27 protein-coding genes and 1 pseudogene are annotated in these 26,022 nt (G+C 40.2%); 17 read left to right on the top strand and 11 right to left on the bottom strand.

Features of this window, described 5'->3' with window-relative positions; translation table 11 throughout:
• Positions 1-428 precede the first annotated feature (428 nt).
• A complete protein-coding gene (locus B2751_RS08555) occupies positions 429-1,763 on the top strand; it encodes a primase C-terminal domain-containing protein (protein ID WP_290774275.1) in 1,335 nt (444 codons plus the stop codon).
• A 17-nt stretch (positions 1,764-1,780) separates the two neighbouring features.
• Positions 1,781-2,605, top strand: a complete 825-nt coding sequence (locus B2751_RS08550) for an abortive infection family protein (RefSeq protein WP_290774274.1) — start codon at positions 1,781-1,783, stop codon at positions 2,603-2,605.
• A 17-nt stretch (positions 2,606-2,622) separates the two neighbouring features.
• Here B2751_RS08550 and B2751_RS08545 read toward each other — a convergent pair whose 3' ends face one another.
• The 4 genes from B2751_RS08545 to B2751_RS08530 form a co-directional block, all read right to left on the bottom strand.
• Positions 2,623-3,180, bottom strand: a complete 558-nt coding sequence (locus tag B2751_RS08545; RefSeq protein ID WP_214772608.1) for a recombinase family protein — start codon at positions 3,178-3,180, stop codon at positions 2,623-2,625.
• Positions 3,181-3,397: 217 nt separating this feature from the next.
• Complete coding sequence (locus tag B2751_RS08540) at positions 3,398-3,667, bottom strand: type II toxin-antitoxin system RelE family toxin (protein WP_047395636.1); 270 nt, start codon at positions 3,665-3,667, stop codon at positions 3,398-3,400.
• Complete coding sequence (gene relB / locus B2751_RS08535) at positions 3,664-3,888, bottom strand: type II toxin-antitoxin system RelB family antitoxin (protein ID WP_026829710.1); 225 nt, start codon at positions 3,886-3,888, stop codon at positions 3,664-3,666. The genes B2751_RS08540 and relB overlap by 4 nt, the downstream gene beginning before the upstream one ends.
• Before the next feature lie 197 nt (positions 3,889-4,085).
• Positions 4,086-5,228, bottom strand: coding sequence for a copper resistance D family protein (locus B2751_RS08530; RefSeq protein WP_290774270.1), 1,143 nt, complete (start codon positions 5,226-5,228; stop codon positions 4,086-4,088).
• 14 nt (positions 5,229-5,242) lie between these two features.
• Here B2751_RS08530 and B2751_RS15275 point away from each other — a divergent pair.
• Positions 5,243-5,341, top strand: a pseudogene (locus B2751_RS15275) (cation transporter); the annotation flags it as partial.
• A gap of 289 nt (positions 5,342-5,630) precedes the next feature.
• Positions 5,631-6,227, top strand: coding sequence for an HAD-IC family P-type ATPase (locus B2751_RS08525; protein WP_052019224.1), 597 nt, complete (start codon positions 5,631-5,633; stop codon positions 6,225-6,227).
• A 200-nt stretch (positions 6,228-6,427) separates the two neighbouring features.
• On the opposite strand, the gene B2751_RS08520 is transcribed toward B2751_RS08525, so the two are convergent.
• From B2751_RS08520 to B2751_RS08505, 4 genes are all read right to left on the bottom strand, one after another.
• Complete coding sequence (locus B2751_RS08520) at positions 6,428-8,557, bottom strand: heavy metal translocating P-type ATPase (RefSeq protein WP_215085671.1); 2,130 nt, start codon at positions 8,555-8,557, stop codon at positions 6,428-6,430.
• Positions 8,550-8,918 (bottom strand): ArsR/SmtB family transcription factor, encoded by a 369-nt coding sequence (locus B2751_RS08515; RefSeq protein ID WP_053451892.1) that lies wholly within the window; start codon positions 8,916-8,918, stop codon positions 8,550-8,552. Before B2751_RS08515 ends, B2751_RS08520 begins: the two co-directional genes overlap by 8 nt.
• 200 nt (positions 8,919-9,118) lie before the next feature.
• Positions 9,119-9,694, bottom strand: a complete 576-nt coding sequence (locus tag B2751_RS08510) for a recombinase family protein (RefSeq protein ID WP_053451893.1) — start codon at positions 9,692-9,694, stop codon at positions 9,119-9,121.
• A 183-nt stretch (positions 9,695-9,877) separates the two neighbouring features.
• On the bottom strand, positions 9,878-10,597 hold the full coding sequence (locus B2751_RS08505; protein WP_047395615.1) for a peptidoglycan DD-metalloendopeptidase family protein: 720 nt from the start codon (positions 10,595-10,597) through the stop codon (positions 9,878-9,880).
• Positions 10,598-10,827: 230 nt separating this feature from the next.
• Here B2751_RS08505 and B2751_RS08500 point away from each other — a divergent pair, with 230 nt between their 5' ends.
• From B2751_RS08500 to B2751_RS08485, 4 genes are read left to right on the top strand one after another with little or no spacing between them, the layout of a single operon-like run.
• On the top strand, positions 10,828-11,526 hold the full coding sequence (locus B2751_RS08500; RefSeq protein ID WP_034786404.1) for a cytochrome c biogenesis CcdA family protein: 699 nt from the start codon (positions 10,828-10,830) through the stop codon (positions 11,524-11,526).
• Positions 11,527-11,563: 37 nt separating this feature from the next.
• Complete coding sequence (locus B2751_RS08495) at positions 11,564-12,370, top strand: hypothetical protein (protein WP_214730021.1); 807 nt, start codon at positions 11,564-11,566, stop codon at positions 12,368-12,370.
• Positions 12,371-12,422: 52 nt separating this feature from the next.
• Entirely contained in the window at positions 12,423-13,739 is a 1,317-nt protein-coding gene (locus tag B2751_RS08490) for a sensor histidine kinase (RefSeq protein ID WP_050678843.1), read from the top strand.
• A complete protein-coding gene (locus tag B2751_RS08485; protein ID WP_029343435.1) occupies positions 13,736-14,407 on the top strand; it encodes a response regulator transcription factor in 672 nt (223 codons plus the stop codon). Before B2751_RS08490 ends, B2751_RS08485 begins: the two co-directional genes overlap by 4 nt.
• A gap of 60 nt (positions 14,408-14,467) precedes the next feature.
• Here the strand turns inward: B2751_RS08485 and B2751_RS08480 are convergent, their stop codons facing one another.
• On the bottom strand, positions 14,468-15,040 hold the full coding sequence (locus B2751_RS08480; RefSeq protein WP_029343434.1) for a YdhK family protein: 573 nt from the start codon (positions 15,038-15,040) through the stop codon (positions 14,468-14,470).
• Between the two features lie 187 nt (positions 15,041-15,227).
• On the opposite strand from B2751_RS08480, the gene B2751_RS08475 reads away from it, so the two are divergent.
• From B2751_RS08475 to B2751_RS08465, 3 genes are all read left to right on the top strand, one after another.
• A complete protein-coding gene (locus tag B2751_RS08475) occupies positions 15,228-16,742 on the top strand; it encodes a multicopper oxidase family protein (protein WP_290774261.1) in 1,515 nt (504 codons plus the stop codon).
• A gap of 91 nt (positions 16,743-16,833) precedes the next feature.
• Positions 16,834-17,160, top strand: coding sequence for a four-helix bundle copper-binding protein (locus B2751_RS08470; protein WP_071908772.1), 327 nt, complete (start codon positions 16,834-16,836; stop codon positions 17,158-17,160).
• A gap of 322 nt (positions 17,161-17,482) precedes the next feature.
• Positions 17,483-18,163 carry a response regulator transcription factor gene (locus B2751_RS08465; RefSeq protein ID WP_050678842.1) on the top strand — a complete coding sequence of 227 codons (681 nt, stop codon included), beginning with the start codon at positions 17,483-17,485 and terminating at the stop codon, positions 18,161-18,163.
• 37 nt (positions 18,164-18,200) lie between these two features.
• Here B2751_RS08465 and B2751_RS08460 read toward each other — a convergent pair whose 3' ends face one another.
• On the bottom strand, positions 18,201-18,704 hold the full coding sequence (locus B2751_RS08460; RefSeq protein WP_029343432.1) for a PCYCGC motif-containing (lipo)protein: 504 nt from the start codon (positions 18,702-18,704) through the stop codon (positions 18,201-18,203).
• A gap of 432 nt (positions 18,705-19,136) precedes the next feature.
• On the opposite strand from B2751_RS08460, the gene B2751_RS08455 reads away from it, so the two are divergent.
• The 6 genes from B2751_RS08455 to B2751_RS08430 all read left to right on the top strand — a co-directional run bounded on the left by B2751_RS08455 (position 19,137) and on the right by B2751_RS08430 (position 25,478).
• Complete coding sequence (locus B2751_RS08455; protein WP_050678840.1) at positions 19,137-21,143, top strand: heavy metal translocating P-type ATPase; 2,007 nt, start codon at positions 19,137-19,139, stop codon at positions 21,141-21,143.
• Positions 21,144-21,565: 422 nt separating this feature from the next.
• Positions 21,566-22,018, top strand: coding sequence for a JAB domain-containing protein (locus tag B2751_RS08450; RefSeq protein ID WP_034786403.1), 453 nt, complete (start codon positions 21,566-21,568; stop codon positions 22,016-22,018).
• Positions 22,019-23,081: 1,063 nt separating this feature from the next.
• A complete protein-coding gene (locus B2751_RS08445) occupies positions 23,082-23,276 on the top strand; it encodes a hypothetical protein (protein ID WP_058266055.1) in 195 nt (64 codons plus the stop codon).
• 136 nt (positions 23,277-23,412) lie between these two features.
• On the top strand, positions 23,413-24,261 hold the full coding sequence (locus B2751_RS08440; protein ID WP_290774251.1) for a ComEC/Rec2 family competence protein: 849 nt from the start codon (positions 23,413-23,415) through the stop codon (positions 24,259-24,261).
• Positions 24,258-24,482 (top strand): DUF3006 domain-containing protein, encoded by a 225-nt coding sequence (locus B2751_RS08435; RefSeq protein WP_053451907.1) that lies wholly within the window; start codon positions 24,258-24,260, stop codon positions 24,480-24,482. The genes B2751_RS08440 and B2751_RS08435 overlap by 4 nt, the downstream gene beginning before the upstream one ends.
• A 24-nt stretch (positions 24,483-24,506) precedes the next feature.
• Positions 24,507-25,478 (top strand): hypothetical protein, encoded by a 972-nt coding sequence (locus tag B2751_RS08430; protein ID WP_058266053.1) that lies wholly within the window; start codon positions 24,507-24,509, stop codon positions 25,476-25,478.
• Positions 25,479-25,620: 142 nt separating this feature from the next.
• On the opposite strand, the gene B2751_RS08425 is transcribed toward B2751_RS08430, so the two are convergent.
• The coding region (locus B2751_RS08425; RefSeq protein ID WP_290774245.1) for a hypothetical protein at positions 25,621-26,022 on the bottom strand (402 nt) is incomplete at its 5' end.

Below are 26,022 nucleotides of genomic sequence, written 5' to 3'. Positions count from 1 at the left end.
ATCTACAAATCTACATGTAGACACATCTACAAATCTACAAATCTACATGTAGACACATCTACAAATCTACATGTAGATTTCAAACCTGAGCTTATAAAAAAACCTGTTGTGAAGCCGTTTTTTTTATGAAATGATACAGATAGTTGTAAACAGAAAGCATCTCTTCACGCAAAAAAATCTGATAACAAAGGTTATCAGATCCTTGATGCAACTGACCCGCCAGTCAGGAGTGCATCGATTAAACATCGCGAGCAGCACAGAAAAAAGATTCAAGAAATAACTCTTTACGACGTGAAAAAATTCACGCTTCGTTGAGGGCTCTTTCTTATGCACTGAAATTAACTTCAGTGTAGCATGACGCAATTTTAGAGACAATTCTTTTTCGACATAAAATCAAATCATAGGACAATCAGAGAGGAGGAAGACGAATGGAGTCTTTACGCCAGTTATATCGTGATCAGTTAACGGAAGCACCAAAGCGTGCGTCTCAAAAAGAACAAAGCGGTCCAAGCAACCATTTGGGTTGGGTATTTGTCTGCAACGATTTCGCGCAGCCAAAAGCAGTCCGTACATACAGCTCATTGTTTCAAGCACAAGCTTCGACAACGTACTTCACACCGAATACATTCTATCGTAACGATCAACGGCATGCGGGAACGTTGCGTTGGTTAAATGCACTTGTCGTTGATATTGACGTCAAGATTGCCAAGAACGCTGGCATGATCTATCCGGATGTGATGGAAATGGTCACAACAGCAGGTCTTCCGACTCCTTCTTTGATTGTCCAAACGCCATCAGGTGGCTTCCACGTGTACTGGTACCTGGCGGAGCCACGTCGTGCATTTCCAAAAGTCGTAGAACATTACAAACGGATTCAACAAGCGATTGCTGAAGAGCTGTCAGGTGATCTACAAGCTGTAGGTGCTGAACGGTGGTTCCGTTTACCGACGCCTCAAAACACTGTACATCGGTCTTCAGAGCGTGTTTCTTTTGACGCGCTTTGTGATTGGTATTCGGAGCGCAATGAAGAGCTATTACATCAACGAAAAGTCATGGTACGTAAGCAAGACATGATGCAACATCCTGCGATCCAGTCCCTCCTTCAGGGTGTTGAGCAAGGACGACGTGATAACACATGCTATACCTTGGCATTAGCTTTCAAAGCGACAGGATATTCAGAAGAAGATACGCAAATCTATTTGTATGCTTGGAATGAACGAAATACACCGGCTATGCGTCAGCTTGATGTTAAGCGAAAGGTTAAGAGTGCCTTTAAAGAGGGCGCACCACTCGGTCCTTCTGCGTACTGGATTGAGACATTGTCTGGAATGGAGTTTAAATATCAACTTTGGGAAGGTGCAAAGCCGCGAGAAGAGCGTACATATAGTCATTTAGAAGAGTGGAAAGAAGACGTCCTATCTATTTTAAGAGAAAATGGAGGGATTCTTTGCGGTGCACAGCGTGATATTTCCAAGATGATTTGTTCTTCAGTAGACAAATCTAAAGCGATCTCATACGCGACGTTTAAACGAGTGATTGAACTCTTGATTCAAGAACACTTGATCGAAAAGACGGTTGAAGGAAGAGGTCGTGCAGCTTGTACAACGATCAAGATAATTAGTTATAACAACGTTATTCAGTTCCCCAATGTAATAAAAAATAATGGGTTCAATCCGTATACACTTATAGATACGGTGGTGGGTGGGTCCTTTTCTCAGGACTACGGTACTAGAAATAATATTGATTGTTCTAATACTACTTAGATAGGAGTTGTCCAGTTATGCGCTTTATTTCTCTTGATACTAGTATTATTGTGTCCTTCGCTCGACTTTTTGAACAATCTTCTTTGGTTTATCGTAAGCCTAGTCATAGTGAAATTAGTAAGGTGCTGCAAGATCTCAATATTGCTGATCTTGATCCTAAGATTGCAGATCCAAGTTTAAGTAAAGTGAAAAGGGTAGAGTTTCTTCTGTATACGCTAACGTCTGAGGACATCGACAGTATTAAAGGACAGGATGTATTCTTTCGTTTATTAGATTTACTTCGTGGTTATGGAGGGTTTAGAGCGGATTCTGATAATTATGTAGGCAAAGAAGCGTTTGAGAACTTTAAATACGTTTTAAAATCTTCTGGTATTTTCATTGATGATGGAGGCAATATTATTCCAGTTATTCTTGATAATTTGACTGAATCTGAATATGAAGAAGCATTACTTAAATATATACGTCGTGCCAAAAAAGGGTCTATGGATGCGGCTTTGCTTGTTGGAACAAGTAAAGATTTATTAGAGGCAGTCTCTTATCACGTAATTTTAAAAAAGATGGGAACATACAAGCAAAAGCATTTTCCAACGCTTTTAGGTCTGGCTTTCAATTGTTTGGGTATGACAACACCGGCTGATAAAGGTGATTTTTCTCATGTTGAAAGAATGGAGTCTTCTTTCTATGAACTAGGCTGCTCGATAAATAATTTAAGAAATCGAGAAGGGACTGGTCATGGAAGACCGTTTCTTCCGTCAATAGCAGATCATGAAGCGACTGCAGCGATTGAATCAATGGGGATGATTTCTGAGTATATGATGAAGAAACTTGAACAGAGTCATTAACCAAAACAAGCAGAACTTCATTTATGTTGTTCTGCTTGTTTTTTGTATTTGTAGAATGTGGCACGTGAGATATTCAAAGTACGAGTGATGTCTTCAACAGTCATATTTGCTTCATACATCATAAAAGCACGATCTAATATATCTTGATTAACAGGATTGCGTCCGCCTAGACGCCCACGACTTCTAGCTGCTTGCAATCCAGCTTTTGTACGCTCTCGAATCAACTCTCGCTCCATTTCTGCTAATCCAGCCATCATAGTGAAAAATAACCGTCCAGCTGCTGTGGAAGTATCTACACCTAACGTGAGTATTTGAAGATTAATTCCGCGATCCCTTAAATCGTCAATTAGTTCCAGAAGTTTTTTCGTAGTTCTACCTAATCGATCAAGCTTCCAAACAACTAGAGTATCACCTTCGCGTAAGTAGTCGAGGCATTTTTCGAACTCAGGTCGTTTTTTTACACTAGATGCTTTTTCTTGAAAAATTTTCGTACAACCGGCTTTTTCTAGTTCGTCTAATTGCAGATCTAGATTTTGATCCGACGTTGAAACGCGAGCGTAACCAATTTTACTCATAAAAATCCTCCGTTTGTATTTTTACTCAATTGTACCATCAAAAAACAGACATTGATAAAAAGATGAGTTAATGAACAATGTGAGTAAAATAAAAAGAGCTGTTTAAAGCCCTTTTTATTTTACTCAATGTAATAAAGTGAATATGTCTGTTTAACGGTCGTTTTAAAAACAAAAAAAGAAAACTCACATATTTCCTCAGATGTGAGTTCTACCTGTCTTATTTATAGATATCACGACGATGCCCGATCTCGAGAATCAAAATCACGACTTTTTCATCCTGGATGTCAGCAATCAGACGATAATCACCGATGCGATACCGCCATTCACCCGAGCGATTCGAGACGAGTCCTTTACCGTGACGACGCGGATCATCCGTCCCGACCAGATTCTTCTTAATCCAGGACATGATGATCCGCGCTTGTTGAGGATCCATCTTCTTGAGAGACTTTTGAGCTCCGCGCTCAAACTCTACCGTAAATGCTGTCATTCTAAATCAAGTTCCTTCATCATATCGTCGAAAGAGATCGCTTCTGATTTTTTACGGTGTGCTGCCATCGAATCATGATAGAGTTGTAAATCGATTTCGTCTTCGATGCGGTCGAGGACGGCATCGCGAACGAGTGTAGAAATCGTGATGTTCTTCGCCTTCGCATATTCCTTGATGAGTCGTGTATCCTGGTCATCCAGACGTACGGAAATGGTACTCATGATTATCAGCTCCTTTGTAATACATTGTAATACATATTCCAGTAGTAGTCTAGAAATGGCACCGATTTAAAATAGGATTGAACCTGTTATAACTAGTATGAAAATGATGAATAAGTATGAAAAAAGAAAGACTGCTGTATCGCATGCCTTTCTTTTTGTATAAGACGTCGCACACGCTGAAATGCTCATGTGGAGGATCATAAATACACGGAAATACTATACAACGCGGCGAAAAATAATGAGATCGAGACGCCTAATCCAAGGTAGAGGGTCTTGATGGAGTCTTGGGTTGATCGGATGACGTACACCAACAATCCCACGAAAAGGAGGCTGATTGCCATCAAGAAGAGGGATATCATGGTCGGATCGAACCGGATATCAGAGTAGGTGAAACGCAAGCTAGGGAAAAGAAACCCTGACAGTGGACCAGCCCCGCTGGATTGAAGAGTATCCTTGATCGAGTGAGGGGGTTCCTGTTGACCGAGCCACGCAGTCGCTGTGAAGAGAAGCAGGATCAAGATGCCTTCCATGCGCATCCGCATCCGTCGGACTTCAAACGATCGTTCAGGAGACGCGTAACTCCACTTCCCGTTCATGATACCGATGATCAGCACGGGTAGAATCAGGACGTGTTTCCAGAGTAAGGCTTGTCCATACGGTAAAATCCAGGAATCGGAATACTCCTCTACCTGCACGACGACAGACATCAGATAGATGCCGGAACCGACGATCAGTAAGAAACATAGCGTCACGAGTGGTTTGAACCATTCGAGGAAGATGCCCCAGTTACGGTCTGATGGACTCCAAAAGCCGAGTATGAGCAATCCACCGGTCCAGATGAAGACGGCGAGTGCGTGAATAGAATGTACGAGCATGCCTTCTGCCCCTTTGATGCTAGAGGCGTGCCCGGACCACGCGAACGTAACGACCATCGCCATAACAAGGAATACTCCTAGTTTTATACGTCCAGGACTGAGTGATGCACGATTGATGACGATGAGAAGGAGTACACTCCAGAGAGCCATCAGAATCCAAGCGTTCCCTGCCTCGAATGTAAGTAACACGGATTGCAGTGTTATCCAAAAACCGATCTCTTCATATAAATACAGTACGATTCGTAAGACGGACAGGGAAAAGGATAACAGCATCAGCACGATGAGCATGCGAACCCAGCGGATTGAAAGCGATACGTCAGGTCGGTAAGAACGAGGGATGAGCTGGACGGAAAAGAAACCGATCAACAGCGCAAGACAACCGTAGAGGAGCGTATCGCCGATCAGATAGAGCGCGGTCATCGCTTCCGCCCCTTCCCGATAAATCAGATCAGCTCGTCCAAACATTCACCGTTTCCGGGATGGACTGTAGTAGCTGTGCTAAGACGATCGAACAACACTTTCAAAAGATGCAAAATGTCCAGACCGTCACAGTTTCGTTTGCCCGTGGGGAGATGGAAATCGACCATCAGCTGGATGCTCGACAAGTCCAAAGCGAGCTGAACAAGATCGGTTTCGATGGATACGTCAAGGGAAAGAAAACGTCCGAGGCACCGGTCCGGTCGTTCGAGGGGATCTCCTTGATCCTGTCCGGGATTTTGATTGGTCTGGGATTGCTCATCCAAACGAGCGGAGTAGCGTATCTTCCGAATGTTTTGTACGGTATCGCCTTGATCCTCAGTGGGGGGGAGAGTTTTCCGGAGTGCCTATTATGCCGTCCGTGCCCGCTCACTCGACATGAACGTATTGATGAGCGTAGCAGCCATCGGTGCCGCATGTATCGGGGAGTGGCTCGAGGGAGCGACCGTCGTCTTCCTCTTTGCCATCGGCAATTTGCTTCAGAATCGCTCCCTTGCGCGGACGCGCAATTCCATTCAGAAACTGATCGAACTGTCTCCGAAGGAAGCCTTCGTGCTGACGGACGGGGACGTTAGACGTAAACCGGTGGAAGCGGTGCGAGTCGGAGAAATCCTCCGGATTCGACCAGGTGATCAGGTTGCACTGGACGGCACGATCCTGAACGGGACGACGACCATCAATCAAGCACCGATCACGGGCGAATCGATTCCTGTCGATAAGAAGGAAGGCGATCACGTATTTGCCGGAACGCTCAACATGGATCGTTCGTTCGACATGATCGTCGAGAAGACGTATCAAGAGACGACGCTTGCGCACATCATTGAACTGGTCGAGGAAGCGCAGGATAATAAAGCACCGAGTGAAGCGTTCATCGATCGTTTCGCGAAAGTGTATACACCGTTCGTCTTCCTAGGTGCATTGTTGCTGATGATCGTCCCACCTTTACTCCAACTTGGTAGTTGGGGAGAGTGGTTCTATAAGGGGTAGCGTCAGGAAAATGCGGATTTACAATGCTAAGGAAATTCCCATACTAAAAAGCCAAATTTCTCAACATCAATTGAGAAATTTGGCTTTTTTCGTTGCTCAGTTAAAGCGTCCTTTAGTTGTATATTTCCTGTTAATATCCCTTTTGAAGCATAACATTGTTTTCAATGATCGCACCCGATAGTTGACGCCCATTTTAGAACCTATTCTTTGATTTTCAATAAGCGTAAACTGTTTAATGTTACAAGTAAAGTTGCTCCCATATCAGCAAATATAGCTATCCAAAGTGTTAACCAACCGGGCATGACCAAAAGTAATGCCACTAATTTAATCGCCAAAGAGAAGGTAATGTTTTGCTTGATGATTGCTAAAGCCTTACGGCTTAATTTTATTGTATATGGCAATTTACTCAAATCATCAGACATTAAGGCGATGTCAGCTGTTTCTAAAGCTGTATCAGTTCCAGCACCACCCATTGCTACACCAACGGTAGATGCCGCAAGGGCTGGAGCATCATTCACGCCATCTCCGACCATCCCCACACTTTGATGTTTTTCTCGAAGTTCTTTAATAAAATTAAGCTTATCTTCTGGAAGTAAGTCAGCTTTAATATCCGAAACACCAACTTGTTTTCCGATGGCTGTTGCCGTTCTTTGGTTATCGCCTGTTAGCATCACTGTTTCGATTCCCATATTGTTCAACTTGCCGATAACTTCTTTAGACGATTCCCTCATTTCATCGGCTACGGCAATAAACGAAAGAATTTCTTTTTCTGTTCCTAACACCATCACCGTTTTACCTTGAGTTTGCATATCGGCAATTTTTTCTTTCCTATCGCTTGAAATGCTTCCGTGTAATTCCTCAAAAAGATTTGGACTTCCCACATAATACATTTCATTATTTATTTTGGCTTTAACGCCTTTACCTGTAATGGATTGAAAATCCTCTACTGTTACTTCGTTGAATTTTAATCCATTTTCTTCTGCTTTTCGCATAATCGCTGAAGCAAGAGGGTGCTGTGATCCTTTTTCAATGGCTGCTGTTATGGTCATTAATTCATTTTCATTTCTACCATATGTCACAATGTCTGTTACAGCAGGAATCCCTTTGGTTAATGTTCCTGTTTTATCAAAGGCTATCGCTTTTAAGTGTCCTGCTTCTTCTAAATGGATACCACCTTTAATTAAAACACCATTTTTCGCTGCATTTCCTATTGCTGTAACCACAGCAACTGGAGTTGAGACTACTAAGGCACAAGGACAACCAACCACTAATACAGCTAAGCCTTGATAAATCCATTGGCTCCAGTCTCCGCCAAATAATGGTGGAACTACCGCAATTAAAAGAGCTAGTATGACAATAGCTGGTGTATAGTATTTTGCAAATTTATCGACAAACGCTTGAGAAGGGGCCCGTTCTGCTTGGGCTTCTTCTACCAAGTGAATGATTTTTGAAAGAGTAGTATCTTCAACTCGTTTTGTTACTTTAACCTCAAGTAACCCTTCTTCATTCAAGGTTCCTGCAAATACTTCATCATTTGTGGTTTTCGTTACTGGAACACTTTCACCTGTAATCGCAGCCTGATTTAATGTCGATGTACCTTTAACCACTATTCCATCCATTGCTAACTTTTGACCGGGCTTAACAATCATGATGTCTCCAACTTGAATATCATCAACATGAATCATCATTTCTTCATTGCCTCGTCGAATTAACGCTTCTTTTGGGGCAATATCCATTAAAGATTCAATAGATTGACGTGCTTTATCCATTGAATAACGCTCTAATGCTTCACTAATCGCAAATAGGATAACAACGGTTGCCCCTTCACCCCATTCACCAATGATTGCAGCTCCTATAATTGCAATAGTCATAAGCGTATTCATATCGAAATTTAATCTGCTTAGATTTTTGAGACCTTTAATGAATAACGAATATCCACCGATTAAAATGGACGCTGCATAACCAATTGTCGGTAGAACATGCTCTTCACCATACTGCTCTCCTAAGAACCAGCTAACTACAAGTAAAAGAGCTGATATATATACCTTAATGTTTTCTTTCTGCTTCCAAAAAGGTTCTCGTTCTACCCTTTGTTCTTTTTCATCTCGAATTTTTAAATTTTCAAATGCTCCTGCTTTTTCTAATTCTTCAATGGTTGTCGTCCCTTTAACATAAACTTTAGATGCTCCGAAATTTACTTTCGCATCCTGAACACCGGAAAGTTCTTTAACATTATTTTCAAAAATGGCTGCACAGTTAGTACAAGTAAATCCTTGAACACGATAGGCTTTCATTTCTTCTTCAGACAGTTTTGCTTTCCCACTAGACATTGATCTTCACCTCTTTCTTATGTGCCAATGCAATTATCATAATTTGTCTGATATGCTCATCATCTAATGAATAAAATGCAAGTTTTCCCTCTTTTCGAAACTTAACAATCCCTTGCTTATGGAGCGTTCGCAGGTGATGAGAGGCATTTGCAACCGTAACACCTATAATATTTGCTATATCACACACACACAGTTCGTCATCTTGACATAAAGCATAGGTAATTTTTGCTCTATTTTCATCTGCAATAGCTTTTAACATTTGGGCAACACTAGAAATATCTACTGTCTGTAAATTACCTTGTATTCGATTGACCTTTTCTTCGTCATAACAATAAATTTCACAAGTATCTTTCTTAATCACATTCTCACCCCAATATCATTCAAGTGTTTATTTGAATATAGTATAACCATTTTTAATAATTCATTCAAGTGTTTATTTGAATGAGTAAAAAAATTCATAAAAAAAGAATTGGAGTACCCAATTCTAATAACAAAATAACCAAACTGCATAAGACTTTAAGTACATAACATTATCTGGCCAATTAATGGAATAGGACTGAACTATTTGTTCTCTTCCGATAGCTTTCTATATAATGAAGCCCTAGACACATTTGTAATTTCACAAATTTGATTTACAGTCATATTTCCTTCTTTATATAGCTTTACTGCATAATTCATTCCCGCATGATTTTTATGATATTTCTTTATCCGACCTTTAAACTTTCCTTCTTTCTTAGCCAGCTCAATCCCTTCACGTTGACGCATACGGATAAGATCTCTCTCTAACTGGTTAACACCAGCCATTACTGTAATTAAGAATTGGCTGTATGGATTATCCTCTGATAAATCTAGCCATGTATCCTTGAGTGATTTTAAGCTGGCTTTTTTCCTTCGTATGTAATCGATCAATTCAAATAAATCTTGTGTACTACGAGTAATTCGAGTTAAATCTGTAACATAAATGGTGTCACCATCTTGTAAGTCCTCTAACATTTTTTGAAGTTGCTCACGTTCCTTCGTTGCCCCAGAAACTTTTTCTTCGTATATAATATCCATTCCGAATTCGCTTAGCTGCTGAAATTGTCTTGAAGGGTTTTGACTAGTTGAACTGACACGTACATAACTAATTTTCCGCAAAATATCACCTCACTTTTGAGACAAGTCTTATGAGACGCTAGATCACAGCAATCCACTTCAAAATAAATGACTTGATGAAGTCACTTCAGATCATAGAAAAACCCTCATTTCGACGTCGAAATGAGGGTTTTTCTATGATCTGAAAAGATGCTGTCTTAGGACATCCTCTCTTCTTTTTTTAGGTTACAAATAGTTCAATGGGTTGACACTATTCGCTGCAGAATAACTGCTGTATTTATAACTGTTTTTATGAATCTCAAAGTGTAAATGATTTCCGAACGAGTTTCCTGTATTCCCAACTGTTCCAATCTTCATACCTTTAGAGACTGTCTGACCACTTTTTACCGAAAGACTATTCATATGAGCATAAACGGTTACGTATTTTTGATTCTTTAGACTATGTGAAATCATAACGTGTTTACCATATGCACCGCTGTTTTTAGAGGTAGTGACTTTTCCACTCGCAGAAGCATAGACAGGTGTGCCTTTTGTTGCAGCTAGATCAACGCCATTATGGAATGTATAACCGTAAGCGCCATTAGATTTTCCGTATCCTTGGGTCAGCCTCCCTTTAGTAGGAGAAGCAAAAAGAGACTCATTATACGTCATTTTTTTTGCAACGTGGCTCTTATATTTTTTTAGGTAAGAACTATAGATATACCGTGTGTTCCCTTTGTAAAGTACTTTTGTCCAAGCTCCTTTTTTTCCTAAATAAGAAAAAGTCTGACCAGTGTTAGTCACGCCGACTATATTGTAATTGAGAGAAGGACCAGTCCGAACACGGAGATCGTCTGTCTTTACTTTTACTTTATATGCACTACTTGCTTCAACTTTTGGGCTATGCATTGAAAAAGTTGTTGTGAGTAAGACGCTAGAAGCGATAAGTATTACCTTGTTTTTCATTAGTTGTACTCCTTTAAAGATAAAGATACGGTGACAAACGATTTGTTAAAAGGAGTATAGCATCACTATATTACAAAAAAGTGTATCAAATTCATTTCAAAAATTGATACGAGATTTAATCAAAAAATGCATAGGTTTTTCACAAACAGATTTTATGATTAAAATTAAACACATTTCTTTTTTATACATCTTAAAAAAAGATTTATTTTTTAGAGTTCGGGAGGAATTTGATGGAGTTATCTTTTTTGTTAGCTTTTGGGGCAGGATTTTTATCTTTTATCTCGCCATGTTGCCTAGCTTTGTATCCTGTTTTTCTATCTTACATTACAGGAATTTCAGTTACAGAGTTAAAAGAAAATAAAAAGTGGAACTGGAATGGTGTTCCCCATACATTCGTTTTCTTACTTGGATTTTCGAGCGTATTTTTAGTGATGGGTTTTTCAACGTCATATTTGGCTGATTTTTTTATAGTGTATAAAGATGTTCTACGGATGAGCGGTGCACTTATTTTATTCATATTCGGTGTTATTTTAACTGGTCTGTGGACCCCAATATTTTTACTTAAAGAGCGAAGAATGAACTTAGGAAAAAGAAAGCGTGGTTATATCGGAACGTTTATTGTCGGAGTCGGATCGGCTGCTGGATGGACTCCTTGTACAGGACCAATCCTCGCTGGAGTTATTGCTTTGATCGCCACGAATCCTAGTAATGGATTTTTATATATGCTCTTTTATGTACTAGGTTTTTCTATTCCATTTTTCTTGATGTCGTTTTTGGTCGGGAAATCCAGATACTTAATGAATTATTCTTCAAAGGTTATGAAAATAGGTGGCTGGTTTATGATTTTATTAGGTATCATATTGTATTTCGATGGTCTGACGAAACTAACTACAATATTAATTGATTTTACAGGGTTTAGAGGGTTCTGACGCTCTATTTTCTATTTCGAAAGGAGATGCATCGTAAATGTCTCGTGAAAATGTCCTGATAATGGGAGTAGAGGAAAACTGGAAATTGATGGAGAACATAAAACAACTTAAACCTGTAAGTATAGATATTCATATTTCTTCAAAAGAAGGATGGGTTCGAAAGCTATTTCCTGATTTTAAATATTTTGATTCATTTTCAAAAAAAGAATCAGAAGAAGGGTATATTAGTAATCTGATTGAATATTGTACTTCTCAAGAAATAGGCTGGATTATCCCTTTAAGCGAACAAGAAGCATCTACGTTATCAAAACATAAGTTGAAAATGAGAAAAAATAACGTAGCGTTTATAACATCCTTTGACTGGGATAAAACAGTACTTCATGATTCATTTTCGGTTCAAGGTAATACTTTCACTTATTCTTTTGACCAGATAAAGAATGCGCCTGAAGGTGTAAAGGTGGGGAAAATTGATGCATATGTCGATTATCGATCTAGTGAAGTGATTTGCTGTTTTATGAGAGAAGAGTATGAACGGTACCAAGATACTGTTCTTTCATACGAGGTATTTGCCAACTCGATTTTAGAGGAGTGCGTAGCAATAATTGCTCAAAGGCTTAATATAAAGGGTTCTTTTTCTTTCGATTATCAACGTGATTCGGAGGGAATGTATACGATTACAAAAATAGAATGTTTCATGACGCATTCTACTCGTGAGGCTATTTTTAGTGATTATGATTTCGCTAATTATTTGTGGAGCAATATTCAAGGAATTGTCCTTTTAAAAGAATCAAATGATAAAAGCTCTTTTGTGTATCGCCTAAATGAAGAATACTTTCTTTTCTAAATCTCAACAGTTTGTTTTTATATGTAATCATCTTAAATGAGAAAGGTACTTTATGAATAAACTTTCATTTAAAATAACGTTATTTTATTTTTTCGGGATTCTCATGATTTTCATTCTCTCATCTGCTATTGTATACAACATTCTTGAGCATCAACAAGTAGAAAGTGAACTGGAGAGCCTTCAAGAGAGAGGCAATAGTCATCGAGATGTTCTTTCCACTAACTTCGACAAGCAAACAGTTGAACACGTTGTTTTAATGGAGGAAAAGGCGATGACTGATGTGATTATCTTAGACAAAAATAATCAAGTCGTCGATTCATCTAACGACGCTGAACAATTTTTGAACCCGGATTGGATTCAAAAAAAGGATGGAATCGTAGAAGGTAATTGGAGAGAGGGCAAATTTTTAGTGACGGTGAGTAATATTGAAGATGGCGGTCAAATAATCATGTTAGAGCCGACGAAGTATATACAGCATTTGATGGGGGAATTGAAACAACAAGTAGTGTTCTCTCTATTCTTGTTAGTACTTTTTCTATTAGTAAGTGTTTATTTTTTGAGTTATATCATTATAAAGCCACTTTTATCAATGAAAGAGGCAACGGTAAAGTTAAGTAAAGGCGAGGTGCTGAAAATCAGAGAAGCTGAGAGAAGCGACGAAGTAGGAGATTTAGCACGAGCGATCACTAAGTTATCTGTTGATTTACGTCACATTCAAAATACAAGAAAGCAATTTCTGACTTCAATCACACATGAATTGCGTACGCCGATTACCTACATCAAAGGATATGCAGGACTCCTCAAAAAAGACGAATCGAGATTTGGAGATATTATCTATGAGGAATCCGAAAGACTTCAAGAACTGATTGAGGATTTGTTTGAACTTGCTAGATTGGAAGAGCCACATTTTCAAATAGATCCTCAGATCACAGAGATGAATGATTTCTTAAAAAAAATCAGTGAAAGAATAATTTTTAAATTTGAGGAGAAACAAGTGAAATTAATTCTTCAAATTAATAAAACTCCCATCTACAAAGAGATAGACCAAGCTAGATTTGATCAGGTTCTCTTAAATTTACTGGATAACGCGCTAAAATATACACATGCGAACAAACGCGTATTTTTAAAACTTGATGAAAACTTTATTGAAGTTACGGATGAAGGTGGTGGTGTGGATGAGCAATCACTCCCGTATCTTTTTGATCGTTTTTATCGAGTAGATTCTTCACGAAATCGTGAAACAGGAGGTACTGGGCTCGGTTTGGCTATCACGAAAGAAATAGTTGAAGCGCACAAAGGGACCATCGTAGCTATTAATGTAGAAAACGGGCTGAAAGTTGTCATTGACTTGAGGGGGATTCCAGGATGAGAACCATTGCTTTGGTAGATGATGAGAATCGAATGTTAGAACTGATTGAACTCTATCTGCAAGACAGTTATACCTGTATTAAGCTGAACAGCGGAAGAGAGATATTGAACTTGATTGATGTAGATGAGCCTGACTTAATCATATTGGATGTGATGATGCCTTTAATGGATGGTTTTGAGACCTGTCAAAGGATAAGGGAAGTTTCGAATGTACCAATCATTTTATTGACAGCACTCGACGGAAAAGAAGAAATCGTAAAAGGATTACAACTGGGAGCAGATGATTACATTGTGAAACCGTTCGACGAGGCGGAATTGAAGGCAAGAATTCAATCGATTTTCAGACGAACTACAGTTTCTTCAGGATCAAAAATCGAATCGTCGGGTCTAATCTTAAATGAAGACGCCCATGAGCTGTATTATGATAATCATTTAGTCAAAGTCACGCCAAAGGAATTTTCATTACTTGCTAAGTTATTAAAAAATCCAGAACGTGTCTATTCAAGAGAGGAACTGCTCTCAAGTTTATGGTTAGCAAATGAGTGGACAGATGAACGAACGGTCGACTCTCATGTAAGAAACTTAAGAGAAAAACTTAGGAAACTCGAGTTTCCTATTGAAGAACACTTTCGCACAGTATGGGGAATTGGTTACAAGTGGGTTCCTTAAATAAGGAGAAATAAGACAAGAGAGGAACGGTTAAAAAACCGTTCCTCTCTTGTCTATCGTTTATTCTGCAGATAGTTCGTCTTCAGTCACCCATTTATGATTTTTCACTTCTTCACCTGTAGTCGATTCGAAATCAATCATATACACTGTTGTTTGCTTAGCTGAGTCGATAGTGGCCGTAGCATCCTTCATTCCTTTCATATGATCCGCGTCTACTTTTACTTCATCGCCTACTTCATAAGGAGATGACTTGGCATCTACAATCTCTTCTTGAATAATCCATTTATGATTCGTGACGCGTTTCCCGCCATTTGTAGGGTCATAAGAAATGCTATAAGCAGTCGTATCATAAGCTCCTACAATTTTAGCCTCGGCCCCTTTCATGCCTTCCATATGTGCTTCTTTGATCATCGCCATGTCGCCTACTTTAAATTTAGGGTTTTTAGCCTCTTGGAGCCCTTTCGGAACCTCTTTCGATCCAGACATGTCCATCGTCGAATGATCCATACCGTCCATATTTTTATCCATGCTTCCTGTTGATTTAGAATCATCACCATTGCTTCCGCACGCAGCGAGTGCTAAAGAAAGCGAAGCAGCCATAGTTGTCATAAAAATCTTTTTCTTTAATTTCATAAAAATTACCTCCAATTGTTTTTTTATGCTTTCCATAGACTCTATCACATAAATTTGCAGAAACATTGCAGAGAGCAGAAAAGTAACACATTGAAAAAAACTATAAAATTCATGGGTGGAAAGACATATTTTTTTCACAATCATTCTTTAAGTTAAAGATAATAATTAATTGAAGGGAATGATCCATGTGAAGAAAAGATGGTTAATCGCAACTATCGGTATCTTTACTCTCATGATTATAGTGGGCGGTTCGTATTTACTTTTTATCCGAGGTACTATGCCAAATAACAAACAGCACATGAAATCTATGATGAATGGAGGGAACACTACTACAAATCAGACTATGATGGAAGGTATGGGACATGGCGCGAGTGTCGATTTACAATCAACTGAAGAAAAAGAGCGACGATTGAACATCCCTAAGATGCTAAAATCCGATCGTGAAACCAAGAATTCCATTCAATACACGATTGTCGCTAAACAAGGGGAGACACAGTTCTTCCGAGATAGTAAAAAAACTGAAACTCTAGGATATAACGGAAATTATTTAGGTCCTGTAGTGGAATTGAAAAAAGGAAAAATGGTAACAATCCGTACGGTGAATCGCTTATCAGAAGCGACTACATTCCATTGGCACGGTCTTGTTGTACCATCATCCGTAGATGGCGGACCACATCAAGTCGTGAAAGCTGGTGAAACGAAGGTAGTAAAGTTTAAAGTGAAGCAAGATGAATCGACATTGTGGTTTCATCCACATCCAATGGGGAAAACTGCTGAACAAGTATACAAGGGGTTAGCAGGATTGTTGTACGTAAAAGATGAAAAAACTAAAGAGACGATGCTACCTCAAAAATATGGTGAAAATGATATTCCATTAATTCTTCAAGATCGAAAAGTTAAAAACAGGAATGTCCTTGGATATGCTGATGTAGAAAAAACAGATGGGGCTTTAGGCGATACCCTCCTCGTAAACGGTACGATTAATCCATATTTCAACGTAAAATATTCGCAACTTAGAGTCAGATTGATAAATGGCTCCAATGCACGTAACTACGTAGTGAAGCTATCTGACGGTTCATCCTTTAAAAAAATTGCTGATGATGGTGGTTACATCTCAAAACCGAAAAACGTAAAGAAAATTGAATTAAGTCCAGGCGAACGTATAGAGGTATTGGTAGACTTTTCAAAAAGAAAAATTGGTGAGACTGTTTCATTTGAGACGAATGGAGTAAGGGTCGTTAACTTCAAGCTGAAGGATAAACAAGGGACGAACCTAAGTGCATTGGCGCCGAAAAGTGGATATGAAAAGCCGCTAAAGACCTTGTCTACAGTGAATCAAAAGTTAACTCTTTTCGGGATGGGCAAAAATGTTGAAATCAATGGGAAAAAGTTTGATGAGAAGAGAATCGATATTAAAGCGAAACAAGGAGAAACCGAAATTTGGGAGGTCTATAATAAAAAAGACATGATGGGTGGAATGACTCATCCCTTCCACATTCATGGAGTCCAATTCAAAGTATTAGAGCGAAACGGACAGAAACTGGATAATCAAGAAGCAGGTCTAAAAGACACTATCGCTATAAAACCAGATGAACGAGTTAAGATTCAGATGACTTTCAAGGAAAAAGGGGTATTCATGTACCATTGCCATATCCTTGAACATGAAGAGAACGGAATGATGGGTCAGTTGAAAGTGGACTAAAAAATAGGTGAATGTTTTCATCTTTTTTTCACAAACTAAGGAAATAGGCTTTGTGTAAGTCAAAAAAGACGGAAAATGGAGGTATTTTAGAATGAATACTGGACAACAAGAAATCTTAGGTGCCCTACACAACTGTATAGTGACTTGTAATGAATGCTTTGATGCGTGTTTGAGTGAACATCATGTTTCTTCGATGGCAGAGTGTATACGTCTAGACAGAGATTGTTCTGAAATTTGTAGTCTTTTAGTACAAGCTATTTCTCGAAACAGCAGCAATATTGATGTTCTTGCAAGAAGCTGTGTTGAAATTTGTGAAAGATGTGCCGACGAATGTTCGAAACATGATCATGATCATTGTAAAAAGTGCGCTGAGGCCTGTAATGAATGTGCAAAAGTCTGTCGTAAATTAATTGCTTAAAGCGAAGTGTTAAAAATGAAGGAGCATCTATGTCGCCATGCCGAAAAAGGTATGAGCTAAAAAGCTGATGCTCTTTCATTATTTATAAGCACTAAGATACTTAGTTATGAAAAAGTTCATAACCCTTATAGACCAGTAGTATGGTGAGAGAAAATAAGGATACATAGAGGATAACGATCAAACTCTTCATAAACACTTTCATGAAAATCAACTCCATTCTATAGGTTGAATTGATTATATAGAAAGTTCGTGAAATTTATGAGGAAATAGACTAACAATCATTTATTATTAAAAAATTTTAATGTAAGAGGTGGTGACTAGGATGGATAAAATATTAATTGTTGATGATGAAATAAGAATGAGGCAATTATTAAGACTCTATCTAGAACCAATAGGATATGAATGTAGTATGGCGAATGATGGGATCGAAGCTTTAGAGAAAGTGAAAAAAGAAACCTTCGATTTGATTTTATTGGATGTAATGATGCCAATGTACGATGGATTCGAAGTATGTAAGAAAATAACGGATTCTCACCCGGAAGTCCCTATCATCATGATAACTGCTCTAAATGATGCTGAATCCATCGTCAAAGGACTAGATGCTGGAGCTACAGATTATGTCACAAAGCCGTTTAACGGGGACGTACTTTTAGCAAGAGTTCGGTCTGTCATGAGAAGGAAAGCAAAAGAACCCGTTATCTACCACGGACTTACGTTCGATGAGAGCAACAATTTAATTTTACTAGATGGCAAGTCGATTGACTTTACACCAAAAGCACATGCATTACTGCGACTATTCCTTCAACATCCTGGAAGGCTGTTCAACAGACTAGAGCTTTATGAATTCGTTTGGTCTTATACGTCAGAATCGGATCCGAGGACAGTTGATTCTCATATTAAGATGATTAGAGAAAAGTTAAGAGAGTTAGATTACCCGATCGATAGGCATCTGAAAACAATTTGGGGGAGAGGATATCGTTGGAGTGAGAATGAAACGAAATGACACTCTTACTATAGGAGCAAAAGTGTCATCATAAAAATCATAAGGGAGTCGGTGTCGGCTTCGAGTATCCATCTTTATATGAAGAATCGATTGCAGAACGAATATCTTTAACCGATTCTCCGTCCCGTTGCTTCAAAATAGACTTTACAGCAATCTCGAGACAGGTGCTGCATGTCGTTCCGTGACTTGTCCATTTCACCGATCCATTCGTCGCGTTTTCTTCTATAAAGCAATCATAATTATTTTTATGATTGACTGTTTCACCGCAACCGCAATAGCAAGGTATTTTCTCTAGTAGTTTACGATTTTTCCCTACAGCTTGATAAACATTTCGTACATCTTCAGGTTGAGTTTTTAAAAACGTGGGAAGTATCAACGATGATGATGTTTCTTCAATCTTGTCACCGCTCATATGTTTCGCATGATCTACCTCCTTTGAATGATTGGGAGTAGAAGACTTCATCGGGGATTGAGCACAGCCGACCGCAATCAGGGATAGGCTAATAAGACTTACGCTTTTTAAGAGTATGTTAAGTTTCACGATTGGATTCTCCTTAGAGATAATTTTATAGGTGCATAAAACAAAGCTTTTTAATTGCGTTTTTTGTATTAGCTCATTTGTCTGTTCACGATAGTACCTATTCGTTCATTTGACCATAGTCTTCATCAGTTCAGTTAATTCATGAATTGTCATCAATCATTTGATGTCTACCTCGAACTTGTCCTTTAATTCTTTTTAAAGTTTCAGTACTTGTGATTTTGGCGCTAAATAGTCCTATTCAAACAAATGGTCTCATTTTTTAAAATATATCCTATACTTGTATGATAATTTTTATTTTTTAGTGTGTCAAAATACATTTTATATTTATATATATAAGTTTAACTGGAAGTAAAAACGAGATGTAGCTCTATATAGTCATGATCTCTCTATATACACCATACAGGTATATAGTACGTAAAAGGAGGTTTTCTTATGAATCACCATATCCATCACGAACATACTCATCATGAAGACCAACAAATGAGTGCTTCACATCATGAACATGAAGGAATGATCGGAGACTTCAAGAAAAGATTTCTCGTATCGTTAATGTTGACCATTCCAATCCTGCTACTTTCCAAAATGATTCAAGAATGGTCGGGTATCAACATTAGCTTTCCATATGACGACGTTGTTTTGCTTTTGCTATCCACAATTGTCTACTTCTACGGTGGATGGCCCTTCCTAAAAGGTAGTATTAATGAAATACGCCAAAAAAATCCTGGAATGATGATGTTGATTGCATTAGCGATTAGTGTAGCCTATTTCTATAGTGTCGCTATCATATTCGGTTTCGGACAAGGACATGATTTCTTTTGGGAGTTAGCGACCTTGATCGACATCATGTTATTAGGGCATTGGATTGAAATGAAATCAATCATGGGTGCCTCAAATGCGTTGCAGGAATTAGTAAAGTTACTTCCGAGTGTGGCGCATCGAGTGAAGGATGGGAAGGTTGAAGAGGTGCCGGTCAATGAATTAGAGGCAGGAGATCTCATTCGGATCAAGCCGGGAGAACAGGTACCGGTAGACGGAAAAATCGTCGAAGGAACAACAACGATTGACGAATCAATGCTTACCGGTGAATCACTTCCGGTAGATAAACAGGAGAATGACACCGTGATTGCTGGCTCTATCAATCAAGAAGGTGGTCTGACAGTCGAGACGACAGGTACTGGTGAAGGCACCTACCTTTCAAAAGTCATCGGCTTAGTAAGTGAAGCGCAATCTTCCAAATCACGGACTCAAAACTTAGCTGATCGAGCAGCAAAAATTCTTTTTTATCTCGCGGTGGGAGCAGGTGTTCTGACTTTCGTGATTTGGATTGTACTTGGATATTCGGTTAGTACAGCAATCGAGCGCATGGTAACGGTTATGGTTATCTCTTGTCCACACGCTCTTGGTTTAGCAGCCCCTCTTGTCGTATCCGTTTCTACAGCACTTTCCGCTAAAAGAGGTCTTTTGATTCGAAATCGAACACAATTCGAAGAGGCACGAAAACTAGATGCGGTTATCTTTGATAAGACTGGTACTTTAACGCAAGGTAATTTTGGAGTAACGGATGTGATGGCAAGTACAGGTATAAGTGAGGAAGAAGTATTACGACTCGCAGGAGCCATCGAACAGTCGTCGCAACATCCACTTGCTCGCGGGATCTTGACTGAAGTTCAAAGACGAAAGCTTGATTTACCATCGGTCGCAGGATTTGGATCGATGACAGGCATAGGATTGGAAGGAACAGTCGAAGGAAAGCAAGTCCGCGTCGTTAGTCCGCGATACGTACGGGACAAACAACTCGAAATCGACGAAGTGACATTCGAAGATTTGTCTGAAGAAGGGAAAACGGTCGTCTTTGTCTTAAAGGACACAGAATTAATCGGTATGATCGCCCTTGCCGACCTTGTTCGCGAGGAAGCTAAGAAGACTGTACAGGAATTAAAGGAGAAAGGGATTCAATCCATCATGCTGACTGGGGATAATCAAAAAGTCGCTTCGTGGGTCGCTTCCCAACTTGAGATCGATCAAGTGTACGCAGAAGTATTACCGGATGATAAGTCACGTCAAGTGAGACAGGTGCAAGCAGAAGGAAAAAAAGTAGGGATGGTAGGGGATGGAATTAACGATGCACCAGCTCTCGCACAAGCGGATGTAGGGATTGCGATTGGTAGTGGAACAGATGTAGCTGTAGAAACGGCTGATATTGTCCTTGTCAAAAGTAATCCAAAGGACGTCTTATCTGTCATCGAACTATCGCAAAAAACATATAATAAAATGATTCAGAATCTATGGTGGGCAGCTGGTTACAATATCATTACGATTCCTTTAGCTGCAGGTATTTTAGCACCATACGGCATTATTCTTTCACCAGCGATTGGAGCAGTTTTGATGAGTTTGAGTACGGTCATCGTCGCTATCAATGCGAAAACATTAAGAATTTAATAGAAGTTTGGTATATTTTTTCTTTTTTGTGTATGAACACACCCTATCTCACTTCATGAGTTAGGGTGTGTTCTTTTTTTCAATCAGATAGGATCCCATAGATAAAAGCATGGAACAGAGCGGCCCCGCTCTGTCTGATGGAAAGAGACCGCAAGCCGTCCTGTTTCCGTACTCTAGCTCGCTCCTCGTCGGCGCAAGGGTCATCAAAAAAAGCCGCTGCCGTTCCTTGTCTTCCTCCGCGTTTTGGCTCAAAGCAAAGCTTTTCGCTCGCGGGCTTCGGAAGCCTTCGTCCCGGTGCGCTGTCCGCTTTTTTTGATCTTTCCCTGCGGTCACCCTTGCGCCGTCTCGCGACGCTCGCTACGTTCCCGTCAACAGGACGGCACCGTGTCGGACTGCATCCCACTCGCGAAAGGAGCTTTTCCATGAAACTGACTACACTCGTTGAAATCACCCGTATCCGCCAAGAGGTCCGTGAACCGGACGTCGCGCTCGAGACGACACACATCACGTCCCCAGAGGACGCGTTCTGTGTCGCGAGACGCTTCATCCAGGACGATGACCGTGAGGTGTTCCTCGTCATCCTACTCAATACGAAGAACCGCGTCATTGCCGTCCATCGGGCACACGTCGGTAGCATCAACTCGAGCGTCGTCCACCCTAGAGAAATTTTCAAGTCCGCCATCCTCAACAATGCGACGTCGCTCATCGTCAGCCATCAGCATCCGAGCGGTGACCCGCATCCATCGAGGGAAGATATCGAGGTGACCGAACGGCTCGTCGAGGTCGGACGCATCGTCGGTATTCAGCTTCTTGACCACATCATCGTCGGTGCCGGAGACGAATACGTCAGCTTGAAAGCACAAGGTGTGCTGTAAAGAGACGATAGAGCGTAGACGGACGGGATAACCCCGTCCTGTCCGCGCGCGAGGGCATGGACGAAAAACGACGTCGTTTTTCTTTTGAGAGAGCGCAAGCGAGTAAGGAATGGATTCGTCCCGAATCCAAGGGCAATGAAAGACCCGCAGTGGACGAATCCACTGCGGGTGAGAAAGTACTTTTGGTCTGTTCTATGTAGAAGGGTGTGATAAAGGATGTAGTAGTGAGACAAGTAATGGAGTGCATGAAGGTTCGAGGAGAGATAGCTGATTGAAGTGAATCATTCCTCCTGTAGATAGGTAGTGCTGCTCTTTCTACTTGATGTACAGCACAAGAAAATTTTTCGGGCTCATGCGTGAGGCTGTAGGCTGCACGCAGCAACATCCTCATCGCACCGCTACCCTCCTGCCGAATCGATAACGAGAGCTGCGACTCGCTTGCGCGAGGCATCTCTACGTTCCTGTTCCTTGCGACGGAAGGCACGGAGCGTTCCATAGAATTATAAAAAGAAAAATAAAAGGTTAGGGTTTAGTGGAAGGAATGGCATACTAAAGGAAAGACTCTTATCCGCGTATGAGATCGTCGTTAGTACTTCGGTCGTGAATGATGTGTCGTATGCGAGGATATCTAAAAAGGAGAAACCACATATGAAATTTAATGGATCGACTGATGTATTAGGTACAGCATTGACAAATGCCCTCTAATCTACCTCATACCGATTGCGTTTGGACTTTTCTTATTGATCGACTTCTTGTTTACAAAAGAAAAGAAGAGCTTTTTGAGCCGAACAGGTAAAATGATTTTGGTTCCGTTCATTCTGATCGTAGGTGTACTTATCTATCTCTATTGATTCGATATGCGTAATAAGAATGATTATTTTGATGATAGAAACGATGTTGGAAAAGGTCGTTTCTTTTTTTATGCGTGAAAAATCAATCGTGCATTGTTTCGTAACGACTCAGTTATCATACATATCACTTCGCTTATCTTATCTAAGGTAGTTCGTACAGACTCTTAAATCATTCTATGCTGTGCTTAACAAATCGGTTAGGGGTGGAGTACATGAATATTGTAGAGATGTTTGAGGTCATGGATCAAGCGAAGGGGAAACAGATACCAGATAAGGTAACATTGATTGATGCCCAGCTTCGATTCGTACGAGAAGTAGAAGGATCGATTGAGCATGTGACATGGTTCATCGATGTTGATCGACTGACAGACTTCATGCAGACACACTTTAACAAGCAGACCCGTTAAGGTCTGTTTTTTGTATGGACTTACATATATACTACCCTATCAATAAAAATAGGTGGGTGGGAAATATAACCAACTTTCTCCTGGTATTCACTGTATACTGAAGATAACTTACAAATCAGGAATGGAGCGATGAAAGATGAAACGAAAATGGATGGGTGCGAGCTTAGCGCTCGCAAGTGTTGGATTACTCGTCGGACCACTACAAGACGCAGAAGCGGCGACACCGAAAATCAAGGTCCACTACATCGATGTCGGTCAAGGCGATGCAATCTACATCAAGATGCCAAGTGGTGAGGACATCGTCATCGATGGTGGCAACAAGGGGAAGGGCGATGCACTCGTCGCCTATCTGAAGAAACAGAAGGTCGGCGACATCGAGGTGTTGATCTCGACGCATCCGGATGCCGATCACATCGGGGGACTCGATGAAGTCCTCGACTCGTTCAAGGTCAAGAGCGTCTATGCACCGAAGGTCAAGCACACGACGCAAGCCTATAAGGACTTCTTGTTGGCGGTCAAGCGTGAGAAGCTGACGATCAAGACGGCAAAGGCGGGCGTCTCGCTTTCGGTCAAAGGAGGCGTAAAGGCGCAGTTCGTCGGACCGGTCAAAGACTATGCAAAGAGTGATTTGAACAATTGGAGTGCTGTACTGCACGTCGCCTATAAAAAGAACACGTTCCTCTTCACGGGAGACGCGGAATTGAAGTCGGAGCAAGACATGATCGCGAAGAAGAAGACGCTACGTGCAGACGTCCTCAAGGTCGGGCATCATGGGGCGAAGACATCGACGAGCGCGACGTTCCTCAAGTACGTTAAACCGAAGTACGCCGTCATCAGTGTCGGGAAGAATGCCTATGGACACCCGACGAAGGAAGTTGTGACGAACCTGAAGCGAGCGAAGGCGACGATGCTGCGGACCGATAAGAGCGGCACGATTGTCTTCGAAGGGAACGGATCGTCCTACACGATCAAGAAGTCGAAATGAAAAAGCGAAAAGGGATCATCGACCGAATTGAAGAGAAGTGGGTCGTCGTCGAGTTCGATGATGGGATGCGAGATATCCTGATTTCCCGCTTTCCGATGACGGTGGAGTCGGGCGATGTCATCTGGATGGATGAGTATGGTCATATCGAGAAGGACGACCGTGAACGGCAGCGACTCTCGAACGAAATCGATGAGCTGATGGAAGAACTATGGGAAGACTAAAATACTAAAGTGGATGTGAATCAATTGAGTTATAACGGATTTGAGAAAAAGGAAAATCAGAAAATAGTGTTAAAGAATGTTCTTGAATATGAAGAGTTATTAAGAAGTTACTACAAAGAAAGAATAAATAAATTCCATCAAGAGGCTATAAATGCAAACTCTTCTCCATTTAGATTTTATTCTAAAGAGAATTGTTCAATTTTAATATTAATAGTTCCGGAAGACTTTGATTATAAAACTCAGGTAGAATTTTTTCTTTTATCGACTCCTGATGTTAGAAAAATTGAAGTAAGGCTAATAGATTATAGCGAATTACAATCGGTAGATAAATATTCCCATGATCATGTTTTCATAAGACAAGAAATCTTACCTCAATTGGGATATGATTCAACTCAAATTATGTATAACAATTCTTGTGAGATTGAACCATTTAGAAATAGTACGGCTTTTACTAAACGACAATTTTCTATAAAAGAAGTCGATCAAATGCATGGTGGGGGTTTAAAGCAAAAATTAAAAGAGTTAATAAGAACAGAAATCAATTCTTTTCAAGAAATTAATCAAACGCAAAATTCTTATTTTGCAAAAGATGTTGCTAAATTCCCTTTTAGTATCTTAGATTTAAAACCATTATTAGATGCGATGAATAGTAAAGATTTTTCTTATCAGCTAGATCAAGCGATGGCTGCTTATCATCAAAATTTATTTTTACCTTGCGCAGCTACACTGGGAGTGTGTTTAGAGACACTTTGTCTAAAAATTTGTGAACTACATGAGTTGAAAGTTAAAGGAAATGAAACTCAACTAGGAAAGCTTAGAGATGTCCTTAATGACGCTAAAGTTACTACTCGAAGAGAGAACGGTAGACTGACAATAGCATATCAAATGAGAAATTTAGCTTCACATTCGAGTCCAGGTGAGACATTAAAAGAGGACTGTCACTTTATGTTAGCAGTAATGAATGAAATGGCACATCAGCATTTACAACCAAATTAAAAAAAGAAAGAGATAAAATGGAATTTATAATTTTATCTCTTTCTTTTTTACATTATAATTTTCGAAAAAGTGTTATCCTTCTCTTCCTATTTTTTTCATCGATACATTGTTTTGTGGCATTTAAACAAATTACCTTCCCCTTTTATCGACTACGAAAATCCTTTTCCGGTACGTTGAAGTGACGCGTTACGATTTGGCGAACTTTTTCTAAGTCACGATCTTCCGTCGAAATCATTTCGTCGTACCATGCTTTTTCGAGTACTTGTTCAGTCTCCTTACTGACGACCTCTGTGTTCAGGATATGATGATACGGTCCCATCGCATCGTCGAGGATGCGGAAGTGTTGGCTGATCGGTTCTTCGCCTGGGATGACGAGCGTATAGGCGACGGTCTCATGTTCGTCGAAGTCCCGATCGTTGGCTTTTGCGAACGGTTCGAAAAAATCTGTCGCTCCATGGACGAGCATCATCGGTTCGTCAAAAGACGACAGGTCTTGCTGCGTATCCTGCTTAGCGATGCTTGTCAGGTAAGCACCGACGTCCTC

Source organism: Exiguobacterium sp. UBA6282 (assembly GCF_002440475.1).
Taxonomy (GTDB): domain Bacteria; phylum Bacillota; class Bacilli; order Exiguobacteriales; family Exiguobacteriaceae; genus Exiguobacterium_A.
The sequence above is the reverse complement of the archived record's forward strand: the minus strand, read 5'-3'. Positions and strand labels throughout refer to the sequence as shown.